Below are 17402 nucleotides of genomic sequence, written 5' to 3'. Positions count from 1 at the left end.
AAAATTAGATCCAAATCACACAAAATTGCTAATTTTTGCAGTAAAATACTATGGCATTGTTAATAATTTAGAGAAGCGTTGTATTCAGCCGTCTTTCAATTATTAACAGCTAAAGCACACATCAATTTGTCGTATTATTAAGGATAGGCTATGAGCGATTTAAGACAACAAGCGTTAGATTTTCATGAATTCCCCGTGCCGGGCAAAATTGCAGTTACACCAACCAAATCACTTGCGACACAGCATGATTTAGCATTAGCTTATTCCCCTGGTGTAGCAGAACCTTGTTTAGAAATTGAAAAAGATCCGGCAGCAGCGCGTCGTTATACCGCTCGTGGTAACTTAGTTGCAGTAATTTCAAACGGTACAGCCGTACTTGGTTTAGGTAATATCGGTGCATTAGCGTCTAAACCAGTAATGGAAGGTAAGGGTGTATTATTCAAAAAATTTGCCGGTGTTGATGTATTTGATATCGAGATTAACGAACATGATCCGGATAAATTAGTCGATATTATTGCATCGTTAGAGCCAACTTTCGGTGGGATCAACTTAGAAGATATCAAAGCGCCGGAATGTTTCTATATTGAGAAAAAATTACGTGAGCGTATGGGCATTCCTGTATTCCATGACGACCAACACGGTACGGCTATTATCGTAGGCGCAGCAGCTGTAAACGGTTTACAAATCGTGGGGAAAGATATTAGTGAGGTTCGTTTGGTGGTTAATGGTGCGGGCGCATCTGCAATTGCTTGTACCAACCTATTACGCTCATTAGGTTTCAAAAAAGAAAATATTACGATGTGCGATTCTAAAGGGGTGATTTACCAAGGTCGTGGCGATAATATGGATGAAACAAAACAATTCTATGCGATTGAAGATAACGGTTGGCGTACACTTGCAGATGCAGTAGCGGGTGCGGATGTATTCTTAGGCTGTTCTAAAGCGGGAGCATTAAGCCAAGATATGATCAAAACCATGGCAAAAGATCCGTTAATTCTTGCATTAGCAAATCCGGTGCCAGAGACAACACCACACGAAGCAAAAGCTGTACGTGCAGATGCGATCGTATGTACCGGTCGTTCAGATTATCCGAACCAAGTAAATAACGTACTTTGCTTCCCGTTCTTGTTCCGTGGTGCGTTAGATGTCGGTGCAACAACCATTAATGAAGAAATGAAAATGGCCGCGGCACACGCAATTGCGGATTTAGCGAAAGAGCCGGTTCCGTTTGAAGTATTATCAACCTATGGTGAATTATCATTTGGCCCGGATTACGTAATCCCAACACCATTTGACCCACGTTTAATTGTGGCTGTTTCATCAGCGGTTGCTAAAGCGGCTATGGATTCAGGCGTTGCAACTCGCCCAATTACTGATTGGGATGCGTATGCAAAACAAGTAAAAGCGCTAGTAGCTTAATTGTTTAAATAATGAAAAGAGGTGATATTATTCGCTTCTTTTTGTTTTGCATTTTGTCAAAAAAATGCGTAGAATACCCCCTCGGCTTTTTTAGCCGGAATTCTTTTGTGAAATAGCTGGGTCGCCTGCTATTTTTTATATTCACGGAACGTTATGTTCCTTTTTACTTTAAGAGTATCAAACAATGTCATTCAAATTTGAAGCTGAAGTTCGTTCTGCGCAAGGTAAGGGTGCGAGCCGCCGCCTGCGTCACAATGGTCAAGTTCCTGCAATCATCTACGGTGGTAACGCAGAACCTGTATCAATCGTTTTAAACCACGATAACGTAAACAACGCACAAATCCACGATGCGTTCTATAGCGAAGTATTAACTATCGTTGTAGCGGGTAAAGAAGAGCAAGTTAAAGTACAAGCAATTCAACGCCATCCAACTAAGCCAAAATTAGTTCACTTAGACTTCAAGCGCGTTTAATTTTTAAACGTTAAAAGTGAGTAAAAAGAAAGGATTAAGTTTTTTGGAACTTAATCCTTTTTTATTTGCCAATAATTCACCGAACAAGCGGTTAAATATTGGCAAAACTTTGCAAATCCGTTATACTCGCTATTCTGAGTTGGTTAGACAATCGCTGGTTTATTGAAGCCCTTAATTGTTCGCAAGAACGACCTAGTGGGACAAGTAAACGAGAGGAAAGTCCGAGCTACACAGGGCAGAGTGCCAGATAACGTCTGGGCGGTGTGAACCGACGACCAGTGCAACAGAGAGCAGACCGCCGATGTGCATTAGCGCAGGTAAGGGTGAAAGGGTGCGGTAAGAGCGCACCGCGTGGGTGGCAACATTCCACGGCACGGTAAACTCCACTCGTAGCAAGACCAAATAGGAACTCAATGGGTGGCCCGTCCAGAGTTCGGGTAGGTTGCTTGAGCTTGCGTGCGAATGTAAGCCTAGAGGAATGATTGTCCACGACAGAACTCGGCTTATCGACCGACTCAGCCTAATTCTAAAAAAGCGAACAGGGTGACTTGTTCGCTTTTTGTTTTTCTAATAGGGAGACTCAATGAAATTAGTAAAATTATTCAGTATATTTTCAGCGGTATTGTTTAGTCCGGTATTACTCGCACATCCGCATTCTTTTGTCGATTTAAAAAATAACGTCTTGGTAGAAGGGACAAAGCTAAATGCGTTTGAAATGGAGTGGATGCTGGATGAGATTGCCTCAGCAGAATTGATTTATGAAGTAAATAACAGCACGAATAAAGCGGCAACAGAAAAATCAATTACTGATGAAATGACACAGACTGCGATTGAAACGCATTATTTCAGCTATCTTTATGATGCGAAAGACCAATTTATCAAATTTAGTGCGAAACCACTTAATACTCGTTTTAAAATTCATGGCAATAGAGTGGTGTTTTATATTACAATTCCGTTAAGTAAACCGCATGATCTCAAAAATAACCCAATCCGCTTTTACACATATGAACCAAGCTATTATATGGGGATGGAATATAATAGTGCTAACGCATTGTCTATTAGCAACTCACAGTGTAAAGCGACATTAACCCAGCCGAAAATCAGTAATTCTCTTCGTCTATATGCTTCCAGTTTAGATAAAAACCAATCGCCGGAAATGGCAGATAATGAAGACAATTCATTAGGTGCTCAATTTGCACAAAAGGTAACCGTTGTATGCGAATAATAGGTAAATCTGCAATTTGGCTAGCGGTCATATTTCTCGTATTTTTTGCCATTTACCAAAGCTATCCGGTGATGCTTTATCAGGTAATGGTATGGCAGAAAGCATTTAACCAACAGCTTTCCGGTTCGCTGACCGCATTAAGTATGCATTTGCAACAAGCCGGTATAACACTGATGCTTATTAGTTTTCTTTATGGCGTATTTCATGCTTTAGGTCCGGGACACGGTAAATTTATTTTGACTAGTTATCTTTCGCTTGAAAAGACTAAACTAAACCAAGCTATGAAGATCAGCTTATTATCTGCGCTAATGCAAGGCATTGTCGCAGTGAGTTTGGTGACGGTCATTGTGGTGGTCTTTACACTTTCTCGCAGCTACTTTAATTTTACACTTAAATGGGTGGAGCGAGGCAGCTTTGCCTTGATGATTTTGTTTGGTACCTATTGGTGCTATCAAGCATTAAAAAATGTTTCACGGAAAGTAAAAACGACCGTGCAGCAAAAGCCTAATATTCGCAAAATCTCGGCAGCCCCGAATTTGCAAAAAATGAGTCAAATTCGACCGCTTGTTAACGCTAAGCTGCATATTCATTCAGAGAATTGTGGCTGCGGGCATCAACATTTGCCGTCTTCTGATCAAATGCAACGAGCAAAAGATTGGAAAGCTCAACTGATGATTATTCTCAGTATTGGAGCCAGACCTTGTTCCGGTGCGATTTTAGTTTTATTTTTAGCCTATACATTGGATTTATATGCTTGGGGTGTTGCTTCAGCATTGATGATGGCAGTCGGAACAGGTTTAACCCTAAGTTTATTTGCTTGGCTGGTGTTAGTCGCTCGCAATAAAGCGATTCGGTTAAGTTCGTGGTATATCTCTGAACAGACCAGTAAAAAACTGGTACTCTTTTTAAAGATTGCAGCGGGGCTTGGCTTGATTCTGCTAGGTATTACCTTATTTCATAGCAGTTTTATTGAGATTACGACCGGCTCCGGATTATTAAGACGATAACTTTTGTTAATTAATTAGATTAAAAAATCTTTTCAAACGTTAAAAAATCATTACAATGCAATCGTTTCCCTTTTTCTATTTTTAACTTTTTATGAGGCTTTTTTAATGGATTTTATTGTTTCAGGCTTTGAAAACCTGCTGACGTGGATTGTCAATACTGTTGATGAGCCACTCTGGGATATCACCATTCTACTACTTTTAGGTGTTGGGATGTTTTTTACGATCACCACTGGTTTGGTGCAATTACGTTTATTGCCGAGAAGCATCCAAGAAATGTGGGGCGGGCGTTCAGCAGAAGGGAATTCACTTACACCGTTTCAGGCATTTGCAACCGGTTTAGCAAGCCGAGTCGGTGTGGGTAACATCGGCGGTGTGGCAACCGCCATTGCATTAGGTGGTCCGGGCGCAGTATTTTGGATGTGGATAACCGCATTAATGGGAATGAGTTCGGCATTTGCAGAGTCATCACTCGCACAGCTATATAAAACCCGAGATCCAAATGGTATGTTCCGTGGCGGCCCAGCTTACTATATTACACGTGGTTTAAAATTTAAACCGATGGCGATTGCGTTTGCGGTGACATTAATTTTTACTTTCGGTTTTGCATTTAATGCCGTGCAATCTAACTCGATTGTGGCAGCAACTAACAAAGCATGGGAATGGAACGGACAATATATCGGTGTGATTTTAGTGATCGTAACCGGTGTTATTATTTCCGGTGGTGTTAAGCTTATCGGTCAAGTTTCATCAAGAGTTGTGCCGATGATGGCATTATTTTATCTGATTATTGCCGTAATTATTCTTGGAATGAATATTGAACGTGTTCCGTCCGTATTAACTTTAATTATTGATAGCGCATTTGATTTCTCGGCAGCAGCCGGTGGTATGTTCGGTGCATTGGTGTCAAAAACTATGCTAATGGGGATTAAACGTGGTTTATTCTCAAATGAAGCGGGTATGGGTTCAGCACCGAATTCAGCTGCAACTTCAGATGCAAAACATCCGGCAAGCCAAGGCTTAATTCAAATGCTAGGCGTATTTGTTGATACCATGGTGGTTTGTACTTGTACGGCAGTGATTATCTTAATGTCGGATAACTACGGTAATGAAACATTAAAAGGTGTTGAATTAACACAAACCGCATTGCAATACCACTTAGGTGAATTTGGCTTACATTTCTTAGCGTTCATCTTGTTATTATTCTGCTATACCTCAATTATTGGTAACTATGCTTATGCGGAAACCAATATTCGTTATATTAAAAACAAACCTTGGTTTGTTTGGGGCTTTAGAATCATTGTGCTATTCTTCGTTTATTTTGGTGCGGTGCGTGACGGCGGTATCGTTTGGGCGTTTGCCGATACGGTGATGGCATCAATGGCGGTGATTAACTTAATTGCAATCTTAATTCTTGCACCAATCGTATGGCGTTTATTGAAAGACTATGTTCGTCAGATTAAAGCGGGACAAGAGCCAGTATTTAAGATTGAAGAGCATCAAGATTTAATTCATCGTGGTGTGGATCCGCTAATTTGGAAATCAAAAAACAACTAATTAGCTAACAAGTCCAATTTGTTTTTTATTTGTAAGGCGATAACATTTATTTACATTTCTTGTAAATAAATGTTATCGCTTTGTATTTCTAGGAGAAAACCAGTGAAAATGAAAAAAACATATTTAGCGTTATTTGCTTCAGCCTTTCCCTCTGCGGCAATTGCGCAAGATGTTGTAGTATTTGGAGATAGTTTAAGCGATGTGGGACAAACAGGATGGTTAAATAAAGCGGCATATAATCAACCGAACGGCACACCAAATGCGCTTTATAACGAACATTTAGCGAAAGCGCTTGGCAGCAGCTTAATCGCATCTTCAAAAGGCGGTTCCGACTATGCTTATAGCGGTGGCGTAGTAGTGCCAACCAATAGTCAATATACTAATGTACAACCTAACGTAGCCATAGCTAAACAAATTCAAAACTATTTGGCAAATGGTGTAAAACGTGATGCTTTGCATATTATGTGGGCAGGTGGCAATGATATACCAATCATTTTAACGAAAGCGATTGCAAGCCAAGATGCTTTACAGACAGTTCAAACTGAAAGTACCGTAGCAGCACAAAATAGCGCGCAGCAATGGGCGACATTAAAACAAGCTGGTGTAAGCTTGCTTGTCGCTCCAACCGTACCGAAAGTGGCTTATACGCCATCACTATTCCAACAATTTGGTACATCTGCAGCAAGTAGTTTTGCTGATCGTGTAGAAGCGGTTAAAAAAGGCGCTGGTGAAACGGCTAAGAAAGCCTTTCAGGATGCATTTAATGCAAATTTAGCCACATTAAATAATAGCAGCCAGACTAATCTTGCAGATTTCGAAAATGCTCGCATACAGGTCTTAGCGAATACGGCTAGTGCGCTTTACCAATCTGAATTAGGTGATGCATTGAGAGCGGTAGTCGATCAGAACTCATTTACCACTACACTTATTCAACAATATCAACAGTTTACAACACAGGCGGCAAGTGCAACAAATTTCCTAAATAGCGTAACGACTCAAGCATTAAATTCAGTGGGCGGTAATATTGTACGAATTGATACGGATGCACTCTTTAAAGATATGCTGAGTAATCCGGCGGATTTCGGGTTAACCAACACCACTGCAACCGTATGTGCATCAACTACACAGACAGTTTGTACGGCAACGGATCAAGCCAGCGCAGACGGTAAATTATTTGCAGACGGTTTCCACCCGGGGGCAGTAGCGCACAAAGTGATGGCGGATTACATTTTAAATGTATTACAAGCACCGATCGAAGTAAGCGTATTGCCACAATTAGCGTTACACTCAACGGAGAAAACCTTTGATTTCGCTCGTCAACAAAGCAACAGTAATCGTTTATTAAACCAAGAAGCGAAAACTGTACAAGGTATCGCAGCATATCAACGTTATAAAGAAGGTGATGAGATTTATGCAGGTTTGAAAGCGCAATTTACCCCACAATGGCAATTCTCCGCATTATTTAGCCAAAGTGATTTAGAAGGTGCAAAAGGTTCAACGAAAGGCAAAATTAAAAGCAAAGCGATTAATACCGCTGTACGTTATGATGCGGATAAATGGTGGGTTGGTGCTGCATTACAATTAAGTGACAATGACTATAAAACCAGTCGTCAAATTCAGCTAGGCAGTGCTAAACGTTCACAAAAAGGTGAAACGAGCGGCACAGTAATCAGTACCGGTGTATTTGGTGGTTATGAATGGCAATTTGATAATAACCAAGTAGCGTTGTTAGCGGATCTTACCAATAGCCATGGTAAAGTAACGGATTTTGGCGAGACGGAAGCGAATGCAATGCGATTAAGTTTTGAAGAACAGCAAATTCGTAGCATGCGTAGTGGCGTTGGTGCGGAATACCGTTATCAACTTGCAGATTGGCAGCCTTATGTGAATGCTCGTTGGGTAAAAGAATGGCATGATTCACCGGCAGAGCTAGTGACAGGCTTTAATAACAGCAAATTTAAAGTTGGTCTGGCGCAGGCGGATAAGAGTTGGGTAAATGTGCAAGCCGGTCTTGATTGGAAAGCGAAATCAAGCCCGTGGCATTTCCAACTTGCGGTACAACGTGATTTAGGTCGTCGTGATAACTTCTCAGGTACATCATTCCATACTCATGTAGGTTATCAGTTCTAGCCTTGATATAAGCGGTTAAATTTTGTGATTTTTTCGGTATTATGTAGCAAATGCATAAATCAGTTTGTAGGGGCGGACCGATGTGTCCGCTCTTGATAGACAATATTCCTTATTGATTTTTCTTGGGCGAACACATCGGTTCGCCCCTACGTTTCATTTATCAATAATTTTGTGTAACAGCTACATAATATCGGATTTTTTTGTAAAAAAGTTACATTTTTTAGCCGCTTGTTTTTTAAGTGTGATCTTGTTCACATATTCAAAATCAGCCGATTGGTTTTCATCGGTAATTTCTTTAAACTAACAATAATTTTTAGTCGGGGTGCCTCCAACGAGGCTGAGATTAGACCCGTGAACCTGATCCAGTTAATACTGGCGTAGGAAACTAATATGCCAATCGTTATTTCTCTATCTTTTCTTTTTTCTTATCATTTTTTGTTGCCATTCATTTAAAACATCACAGTAAGTTTTGTGGTGATTATATCTGTGTTTGAGATAAATAAGCATACATTTATTGTTATGCTGGATAAGACATTTTGCGTCTAACGGTTTACTCACTATCGGTGCATCACCACTAATGTCTACCCGCAGTTGAAGAAGCCGAAAGTTTTGTACAAATCAGCAATGCACTGCTTATTAATATTGGTACAGTAAGATCGACAGAAGTGGAAGCGATGTGCTTAGCCGGAAAAATAGCGAACAAAGCTGGAATCCCTATTGCTTTGGATCCGGTTGGTGTTGCAGCAATGGATTACCGTTACCATACGGTGATGAGATTGTTAGATGAAATTCATTTTTCGGTGATTAGGGGAAACTTAGGTGAAATAGCCACGCTGGCCGAACTAAATTGGCAAGCTAAGGGGGTAGATACAGGTAATGGAACGGCAAATATTGCAGAGATTGCGCATTATGTGGCGAATAAATATCAATGTATAGTTGCTGTTAGTGGAAACGTTGATTATATCAGCGATGGTAAATACTTAGCGAAAATTGCCAATGGTATGCCATTATTTCCCAATATTATGGCTTCGGGGTGTTTGCTTGGATCCGTATTGGCTGCATTTAGTGCAGTTGCGACAAGCGGTCAAATTTTTGAGGCAACTTCCGAGAGCGTAGCAGCGTATGCTATTGCCGGTGAATTGGCAGCGAAAGGATTACCCACTAGTTCCAAAGAAAAACATAATCCGCCGATCGGTTTGGATTTTGTCAAAAAAGCCTGTGATGCGGGAATTCGTAAGCCGATTGTTTCTATCGGTGGCGTTAAAGCTGAACACGTTGCAATACTTAAGCAAAATGGTGCAAACGGGATTGCAGTGATTACGGCGATTAGTTTAGCTTTGGATGTTCCAAAAGCAGTCAACAGTAAACGGTTGCTTGAACAAGCGGTCTTTTTTCCAGATTTTTTTGCAAAATTTCTCGAAAAAACGACCGCTTGCTTTTTTGTGCTTTTCCTTTCCAAAGCAGCGGATTTAAAGTAGAATTGGTCGGTTAATTTCCCTTTTAAATAAATTTATTACAACACAGGACATTTATTGCCCGATGAATATGAAAAACATTCGTAACTTTTCAATTATTGCTCACATTGACCACGGTAAATCAACGTTATCCGACCGTTTAATCCAAACTTGCGGCGGTTTATCGGATCGTGAAATGGAAGCACAAGTTTTAGACTCAATGGATTTAGAGCGTGAACGTGGTATCACAATTAAAGCACAAAGCGTAACGCTCAATTATAAAGCGCAAGACGGCGAAACTTATCAATTAAACTTTATCGATACACCGGGACACGTGGACTTCTCTTATGAAGTTTCTCGTTCGCTTGCTGCTTGTGAAGGTGCATTATTAGTGGTAGATGCCGGTCAAGGGGTTGAAGCACAAACATTGGCAAACTGCTATACCGCAATTGAAATGGATTTAGAAGTTGTGCCGATTTTAAATAAAATCGACTTACCGGCAGCGGATCCTGAGCGTGTTGCGGAAGAGATTGAAGACATCGTGGGTATTGATGCGATGGATGCAGTGCGCTGTTCGGCGAAAACCGGTTTAGGTATTGAAGATGTATTAGAAGACATCGTGAAAAAAATTCCGGCACCGGAAGGCGATCCTGAAGCACCGTTACAGGCATTGATTATCGACTCTTGGTTCGATAACTACTTAGGCGTTGTGTCTTTAGTGCGTGTGAAAAACGGTTCAATCAAAAAAGGCGATAAAATTAAAGTAATGAGTACCGGTCAATCATATAACGTTGACCGTTTAGGTATTTTCACGCCGAAACAAGTTGATACTACAGAATTGAAGACCGGCGAAGTAGGTTGGGTAGTGTGTGCGATTAAAGATATTTTAGGTGCACCGGTGGGTGATACATTAACTCATCATCACAATGCGGCAACCGAAGTGTTACCGGGCTTTAAAAAAGTTAAGCCACAAGTATATGCCGGTTTATTCCCGATCAGCTCGGACGATTATGAAGCATTCCGTGACGCGTTAGGTAAATTAAGTCTGAATGACGCATCGCTTTTTTATGAGCCGGAAAACTCAACCGCATTAGGTTTCGGTTTCCGTTGCGGCTTCTTAGGCTTATTACATATGGAGATTATTCAAGAGCGTTTAGAGCGTGAATACGATCTCGACTTAATTACCACTGCTCCGACGGTAGTTTACGAAGTGATACAAACTAACGGCGAAACCATTTATGTGGACAGTCCGGCAAAATTACCGCCAATCAGTAATATTGCGGAAATTCGTGAGCCGATTGCGGAATGTAATATGCTTGTGCCGCAAGAGTATTTAGGTAACGTGATTACTCTTTGTGTGGAAAAACGTGGTGTACAAACCAATATGGTGTATCACGGGAATCAAATCGCATTAACCTACGAAATCCCGATGGGGGAAGTGGTGTTGGACTTCTTCGACCGCTTAAAATCGACTTCTCGCGGTTATGCGTCATTGGATTACGGTTTCAAACGTTTCCAAGCAGCAGATATGGTGCGTGTTGATATTATGATCAACGGTGAACGTGTAGATGCGTTGGCATTAATCGTACATAAAGATAATGCGCAGTACCGTGGTCGCGAGTTAGTGGAAAAAATGAAAGATTTAATTCCACGTCAACAATTTGATATTGCAATTCAAGCGGCAATCGGTAACCACATTATTGCTCGTTCAACCGTAAAACAATTACGTAAAAACGTATTGGCGAAATGTTACGGCGGCGACGTGAGCCGTAAGAAGAAACTTCTACAAAAACAAAAAGAGGGTAAAAAACGTATGAAATCTCTCGGTAACGTAGAAGTGCCGCAAGAAGCATTCTTAGCAATTCTTCATGTAGGTAAAGACTAATCATTTACCGCTGAACTAGAATCACGGAAGAAAAGCGGTCAATTTTTGCAAAAGTTTTGCAAATTTTACCCGCTATATTCCGTGATTTTGTCGTAGATGGCAGTAGATAAACAAGGGAGAACACAATGGCACAAATTATGCCGATTATTTTTATCGCAATTTTATACGGTGTTTGGAAATGGCTTGATTCAATGCAGTTACCAAACACAATCTCCATTTTATTGGTTTCATTAGTTGTGATTTGTGGCGGATTTTGGGCGTTTTATAAATTTAGTGCGGATCCTCGCCGTAAACTAGCAATTGCACGTGAAGAAAAGCATTTAAATCGCCCGTTAACGGAACAAGAAAAAGCGGAGATTCAACCACGTTCGGCAACCGGTGAGTTTTTTGCCTCGTTATTTGGCGTACTTTTTTTAGTGACGTTATTACGTTCGTTTATTTTTGAACCGTTTCAAATTCCAAGCGGATCAATGGAGCCAACCTTACGCGTAGGGGATTTTTTAGTCGTAAACAAGTTTAGTTATGGCATTAAAGATCCGATTTGGCAAAATACGTTAATTGAGACCGGTAAACCGCAACGTGGTGATGTGGTTGTGTTTAAAGCACCGAAACAGCCTCATATCGACTATATTAAACGTATCATTGGTGTAGGTGGTGACCGTGTTAAATATGATGTACGTACTCAAAAATTAACGGTGACCTACGCAGATGGCCAACAAGTTGTATTTGACTATAGCGTAGGCGTACCAAACCCTGAGTTTTCCTATCATGGTGAAATGCAAGTGGAGCGTACTGAGAAAGGTGAGGTGATTCACCAAATCTTAAATAATCCGCAGCCGTTTAATTATGAACCGTATTTCTTCACACAAGAAGGAATGCCAGCCGGAGAATGGATTGTGCCGGAAGGTCATTACTTCGTGATGGGTGATAACCGAGACAACAGTGAAGACAGCCGTTTTTGGGGCTTTGTACCGGAAAAAAATGTAGTAGGTAAGGCAACTTATATTTGGTTAAGCCTTGATAAGAAGCCAAATGAATTCCCAAGCGGTATTCGCTTTGGTCGAATGTTCAGTTCAATCCAATAACCAGAGAAAGGTGGGTGTAAGCTCACCCTTTAATTTTTTATGCATATTGAACGATTACAAAAAAAATTAGGCTATAAATTTATTAGCCTAGATTACCTTTTACAAGCATTAACTCACCGTAGTGCCGGTGCCAAAAATAATGAACGCCTAGAATTTCTTGGTGATTCGATTTTAAATTTTGCTATTGGTAAAGTGCTATTTGAGAAATTCCCTAAGGCAAATGAAGGTGAATTAAGTCGTATGCGAGCAACACTAGTGCGTGAACAAACACTAGCGATTTTGGCTCGCCAATTTGATTTAGGCGAATATATGAAATTAGGTGCAGGTGAATTGAAAAGCGGTGGTTACCGCCGTGAGTCGATTCTTTCTGACTGTGTGGAAGCGATTATTGCTGCGATTTATCTGGATTCCGGTATGGATAATGCGATTGAGCGTGTATCCGTATGGTATCAAGACTTATTAGCTGAGATGAAACCGGGTGATGCGCAAAAAGATCCGAAAACACGCCTACAAGAGTTTTTACAAGGTCGGAAATTACAGTTACCAACCTATGAAGTGATTGATATTAAAGGTGAAGCACATAATCAAACTTTTAAAGTCACTTGTAAAATTGAAACATTCGATGAAATCTTTATCGGTGTTGGTACCAGTCGCCGCAAAGCGGAGCAAAATGCCGCCGAGCAAGTGCTGGTAAAATTAAACAAATAATCTATAGCGGCGGAATAAAAGATAACAATAAAGTTATTCCGCTGAGTCAAGGAATAACAATGACAGAACAAAATCAACAACCTAAAACCTACTGTGGCTTTATTGCCATTGTTGGTCGCCCGAATGTCGGTAAATCAACATTGTTAAATAAAATTTTAGGTCAAAAAATTTCAATTACCTCTCGTAAAGCGCAGACGACACGTCACCGTATTGTCGGTATTCATACCGAAGATCAATACCAAGCGATTTACGTGGATACGCCGGGGTTACATATCGAAGAGAAACGAGCGATTAACCGTTTAATGAACCGTGCGGCAAGCTCGGCAATCGGCGATGTGGATTTAATTATTTTCGTGGTGGAAGGCACCAAATGGACCGACGATGACGAAATGGTATTAAATAAATTGCGTGCGGCTAAAGCACCGGTGGTCTTAGTGATTAATAAAGTTGATAATATCAAAGAAAAAGATGAGTTATTGCCGCATATTACCGAACTTTCTCAAAAATTTGATTTTGTGGAAATTTTACCGATCTCTGCACAACGTGGTAAAAATGTCCATATTCTGCAAAAAATTGTACGTAAATCATTACGTGAAGGGGTTCACCATTTCCCTGAAGAATATGTTACCGACCGTAGCCAGCGCTTTATGGCATCGGAAATTATTCGTGAAAAATTAATGCGTTTTACCGGTGAAGAATTACCTTATTCAGTTACGGTTGAAATCGAACAATTTAAACTGAATGAGCGTGGTACTTATGAAATCAACGGTTTGATTTTAGTAGAGCGTGAAGGTCAGAAAAAAATGGTGATCGGTGCGAAAGGTCAAAAAATTAAAACGATTGGCACTGAAGCTCGAGCTGATATGGAACGTTTGTTTGATAACAAAGTTCACTTAGAATTATGGGTGAAAGTGAAAGCTGGCTGGGCAGATGACGAGCGTGCATTACGTAGTTTAGGCTATATGGACGAGTAGTTTCTGAAATAAATCATGATAGAAAATTGGCATCGAGGATTTGTTTTACACCGCCGTGAATATAGTGAAACAAGTTTGTTGGTAGATTTTTTTACCGAAGATCACGGGCGTATTACCTTACTTGCCAAGGGGGCAAGACGGCCTCGTTCGCCGCTGAAAGCCGTATTACAACCATTTACGCCGTTGCTATTGCGTTGGAGCGGAAAAGGTGAATTAAAAAACCTAACCAAAGCGGAACCCGCTTCGTTAACTTTACCAATGCAAACCTTGGCGCTGTACAGCGGCTTTTATGTGAATGAAGTGCTTGCAAGAGTTTTAGAAAATCAGACCGCTTATCCGGCGCTTTTTCAGCACTATTTGCAGTGCGTAACACACTTAGCAACTCAGCCTGATAATCTTGAAGCGATTTTAAGAACCTTTGAATTTCACACCTTAAAAGCATTAGGTTACGGTGTGAATTTCAGCGTATGTGCTGCAACCGGTGAGCCGGTATCGCCATCAATGACTTATCAGTTTAAAGAAAATCAAGGCTTTATTGCCTCGCTGTTGCAGAATAATGCTAGCTTTTTGGGCAAAGATTTATTGGCTTTCGAACAGCTGGATTTTTCTGATAAAGCCACCTTACAAGCAGCAAAACGCTTTACCCGCATTGCTCTCAAACCTTACTTAGGTTCTCAACCACTAAAAAGCCGAGAGCTGTTCCAAAGTATCTTACCTAATAAACTTAAAAGCGGTTAAACGCTAAAAAAGAGCAAATAAAAGCGGTCTGAATTTGTAAAAATCTTGCAAATCTAGACCGCTTATTTATATCTCTATTCTATCTTTAGTTAATACTACGTCCTACATCATCCGTTTCACCAATAGCTTGTTTGAATGAGCTGAGGAGTGAGGCTTTATCGTTGGCAGAGTAGTAATTACCATTGCCTACACAATGCTGCCAAGCTTGTTTTGCTTTTGATGCGTAACCAAATTCTACAAAGACAATCTTAGTATTTTTATCTTTATTTAAAGTATTTAGTTTATTTCTGATAATATCACACATACCATTTGTTACTTTTTTAGGTTGAGTGTCTGTTAGATAAGTTTCAATAGTAGTATTACCAAATAATACTTCTTTCTTTCCAGATAAAAATTCTTCTTGTTTTCCATAAATTAGATTTTCTGTAATCCGTGTATAGTTTAAGAAAGGTACATTATTGTTAGGATCCCCTTTTACAATTTCATCATTTCCATCAGATAATACAAGAATTACTCTTTTAGTTTGTTCTTTTAATTGTTCAGTTCTGCTTCCGTCCTTAATCATATTATTAGCAGCAACCAATACTCCAGAACTAGCTAATGTTGCGCCATTAGCTTTAATAGATTGAACATAACTAGTAAATTCTGACTTATCTGAGCGAGAAAACCACTTTTGGCTATTAGTCTTCATATCTTTAAGACAAAATGCATTTTTGGGAAAAGTAACATTATAGTTTTGCTTTCCATTAATATTATTTAATGTTTCCTCTGTACTTATTTTATAAACTAAATTATTAATTAAATCTGCTCGGCTATGTAGTGAGGTTTGTTTATTTAGTATATTTTTAATATCCTGAGCTCTAGATGAACGTTCTGTGCTCCAAGAATATGGAAGAGCACAATTATTTTTATCAATTTCTGCGCCGAATGCAAAAGGAGTTACGTAAATTCGATTATTTTGATTAGCATCTTCACTTAATAGTGTTTTATCTGCTAGTTCAACTAGTACGTCTTTTAATATGCTTATTTTACTTGGTTTACCAGTTTTTTTTGTCTCATTATTATCTAAATCAAAATTCATCGAACCGGATAGATCCGCGACTACCATTAAATCAATCGGGATATTAAAAGTATTCTTTTTAATTGCTCTAGATTGGCTTGCTACATTAACCTGTTTAGGAATAACCTCTAGATTACCTACTTTTAGAGGAAACCAAGATTTATGTTCGACAGTACCACTAACGGTGCATGTCACCTCACTAGAACTAGTATGACCTTTACCACTGGTATTATTTATGGTTTTACATAGTGGAGTTAAGTGCATATTTTTTTCATCTGTTTGCGGTAAAAAAGTTTTGACAAAAGCAGTAACGATTGCATGATCTCGCTTACCTACTTCTGAAGAAATATTAAAACTTTCGTCGCTTGGATTAGAGCCACCTAATTTGTAATCAGTCATTTTTCGACCACTATTGTTTTCCGCAGTCAGTGATAATACCGCTTGCTCCAAACTATCAGAAAGACGGGCTTGATCTTGAATAATACCGGCACTTTCAAGAGAAACAAAAATAAGTGCAAGAATTGGGAGTGCGAGTAATCCGCCCATAACGGTATATACGCCGGACTCATCCTGAATAAAACGTCTGGCTTGAGATAATGAGGTTATTTTCATAAGAATCCATCCTTATTGATTTATTAACGACCGACACCTAAAGCTGATGCACGTAACCAGCCGGATTCATAGTCTTGTTTTGCTAATGTAAGTCCTTTAAATAAGTTAGTCATTTTGCGACAGACCGTTACGTAATAGATTGCCGCATAACGGTTTGAACCTTTAAAGTTCTCGGTAAGCGGTGCCGCATCAGTAATATTTGTACTATAAGCAGCTTTGCATTGATTGCTGGTTGAAGATGTTGAGAATTTCAATTTCTTCTCCGGACGAGTAGCACTACTACTTTTAGGATCTTGAGGTTTAATCGGTTCAAAGCCATAGTATTGCACGGTCACATCAATCAGCTTCTCATCCGTTTCGCCCATTAACTTAACAGCAAGTTTTTTTAACTTCTTAACATCTTCTTGAGTTACTTCTTCCTTACCGCCGTCCGAAATATTACGTTCTTTAACGACATTTAAAAGTGAATAAGACGTGCGTTGTAATTTTCCGGCGGTCGATTGCAAAATCGTAACGTCCACTAAGAAAATAAGTAATACTGAAAACAGGAAGAAAATAAATATAAATTCTACGGTTACCGAACCTTGATTATTATTTAGAAGTTGCTTTATCTTTTTCATATTCTTGAAGTACCACGATATTACGGTGAAATAGAGGTTCAACTGCGCCTTTTGGAACCCAGAAGAATAACGGTTTGTATTTATACTGAAATGAGTATTGTGCAAAGGCAGAACCTTTTGATTCGTCTTTAAGTCGTTGTTCAACCAAATCATCAAAGGTATTAGCATACTTCACGTTCACTTCTGTAATGGCATCTTGACTCAGAAATGACCAAAGGCGGCCGTTATTTTTTAGGCTGTCATTAAACAATTTTTGGTAGTCGCTGCCCGCAGGATTTTTTCTGGTTACACGGGAAGCTTCAGAAACAGATAAATCTAAATAAGACGAAAGAAGGGCAATCCGACACCCTTCTGCGATCATAAAAAGGACGAGAATAAAGAGTCCAATCGTTAGACTGAACTCAATAGTTGCTACGCCTTTTACATTACGGATAAAACGAGAAAGCGTATTTTTCATTA

At 39.7% G+C, this 17402-nt stretch carries 14 protein-coding genes, 1 other RNA gene, 1 pseudogene and 1 riboswitch; of the genes and pseudogenes, 13 read left to right on the top strand and 3 right to left on the bottom strand.

Annotated features, from left to right (window positions below):
- Positions 1 to 150: 150 nt before the first annotated feature.
- The 13 genes and pseudogenes from C228_RS0102100 (at position 151) to recO (ending at position 14651) form a co-directional block, all read left to right on the top strand.
- Complete coding sequence (locus C228_RS0102100) at positions 151 to 1419, top strand: malic enzyme (RefSeq protein WP_018651059.1); 1269 nt, start codon at positions 151 to 153, stop codon at positions 1417 to 1419.
- 184 nt (positions 1420 to 1603) lie between these two features.
- A complete protein-coding gene (gene rplY / locus C228_RS0102095; RefSeq protein WP_014991616.1) occupies positions 1604 to 1891 on the top strand; it encodes a 50S ribosomal protein L25 in 288 nt (95 codons plus the stop codon).
- 135 nt (positions 1892 to 2026) lie between these two features.
- Positions 2027 to 2413: RNase P RNA component class A (rnpB, locus tag C228_RS13880), an RNA gene on the top strand.
- Positions 2414 to 2474: 61 nt separating this feature from the next.
- Positions 2475 to 3116: a DUF1007 family protein gene (locus C228_RS0102090; RefSeq protein ID WP_018651058.1), complete on the top strand. Its 642-nt coding sequence runs from the start codon at positions 2475 to 2477 to the stop codon at positions 3114 to 3116.
- A complete protein-coding gene (locus C228_RS0102085) occupies positions 3107 to 4123 on the top strand; it encodes a nickel/cobalt transporter (RefSeq protein WP_018651057.1) in 1017 nt (338 codons plus the stop codon). The genes C228_RS0102090 and C228_RS0102085 overlap by 10 nt, the downstream gene beginning before the upstream one ends.
- A 105-nt stretch (positions 4124 to 4228) precedes the next feature.
- Positions 4229 to 5677 carry an alanine/glycine:cation symporter family protein gene (locus C228_RS0102080; protein WP_018651056.1) on the top strand — a complete coding sequence of 483 codons (1449 nt, stop codon included), beginning with the start codon at positions 4229 to 4231 and terminating at the stop codon, positions 5675 to 5677.
- A 108-nt stretch (positions 5678 to 5785) separates the two neighbouring features.
- A complete protein-coding gene (locus C228_RS0102075; protein WP_039770651.1) occupies positions 5786 to 7807 on the top strand; it encodes an autotransporter domain-containing esterase in 2022 nt (673 codons plus the stop codon).
- A gap of 308 nt (positions 7808 to 8115) precedes the next feature.
- A riboswitch (TPP riboswitch) is annotated at positions 8116 to 8208 on the top strand.
- Positions 8209 to 8424: 216 nt separating this feature from the next.
- Positions 8425 to 9183 (top strand): annotated as a pseudogene (gene thiM, locus C228_RS14720) (hydroxyethylthiazole kinase); the annotation flags it as partial.
- Positions 9184 to 9352: 169 nt separating this feature from the next.
- Positions 9353 to 11146 (top strand): translation elongation factor 4, encoded by a 1794-nt coding sequence (lepA, locus tag C228_RS0102065; RefSeq protein ID WP_026313141.1) that lies wholly within the window; start codon positions 9353 to 9355, stop codon positions 11144 to 11146.
- A gap of 125 nt (positions 11147 to 11271) precedes the next feature.
- Entirely contained in the window at positions 11272 to 12231 is a 960-nt protein-coding gene (gene lepB / locus C228_RS0102060) for a signal peptidase I (protein WP_018651052.1), read from the top strand.
- A gap of 39 nt (positions 12232 to 12270) precedes the next feature.
- The gene (gene rnc, locus C228_RS0102055) at positions 12271 to 12939 is read left to right on the top strand and encodes a ribonuclease III (protein ID WP_018651051.1); all 669 of its coding nucleotides are present in this window, start codon (positions 12271 to 12273) and stop codon (positions 12937 to 12939) included.
- Positions 12940 to 12998: 59 nt separating this feature from the next.
- The gene (gene era / locus C228_RS0102050) at positions 12999 to 13913 is read left to right on the top strand and encodes a GTPase Era (RefSeq protein ID WP_018651050.1); all 915 of its coding nucleotides are present in this window, start codon (positions 12999 to 13001) and stop codon (positions 13911 to 13913) included.
- Positions 13914 to 13928: 15 nt separating this feature from the next.
- Positions 13929 to 14651 (top strand): DNA repair protein RecO, encoded by a 723-nt coding sequence (recO, locus tag C228_RS0102045; RefSeq protein ID WP_018651049.1) that lies wholly within the window; start codon positions 13929 to 13931, stop codon positions 14649 to 14651.
- 85 nt (positions 14652 to 14736) lie between these two features.
- Here recO and C228_RS0102040 read toward each other — a convergent pair whose 3' ends face one another.
- The 3 genes from C228_RS0102040 to C228_RS0102030 are packed head-to-tail and all read right to left on the bottom strand — an operon-like array spanning position 14737 to position 17400.
- A complete protein-coding gene (locus tag C228_RS0102040; protein ID WP_018651048.1) occupies positions 14737 to 16323 on the bottom strand; it encodes a tight adherence protein G in 1587 nt (528 codons plus the stop codon).
- Between the two features lie 23 nt (positions 16324 to 16346).
- Positions 16347 to 16943: a tight adherence pilus pseudopilin TadF gene (gene tadF, locus C228_RS0102035; RefSeq protein ID WP_018651047.1), complete on the bottom strand. Its 597-nt coding sequence runs from the start codon at positions 16941 to 16943 to the stop codon at positions 16347 to 16349.
- On the bottom strand, positions 16915 to 17400 hold the full coding sequence (locus C228_RS0102030; protein WP_018651046.1) for a TadE/TadG family type IV pilus assembly protein: 486 nt from the start codon (positions 17398 to 17400) through the stop codon (positions 16915 to 16917). Before C228_RS0102030 ends, tadF begins: the two co-directional genes overlap by 29 nt.
- Between the last annotated feature and the right edge of the window lie 2 nt (positions 17401 to 17402).

The organism is Actinobacillus capsulatus DSM 19761, assembly GCF_000374285.1.
GTDB classification, from domain to species: domain Bacteria; phylum Pseudomonadota; class Gammaproteobacteria; order Enterobacterales; family Pasteurellaceae; genus Actinobacillus; species Actinobacillus capsulatus.
The sequence above is the reverse complement of the archived record's forward strand: the minus strand, read 5'-3'. Positions and strand labels throughout refer to the sequence as shown.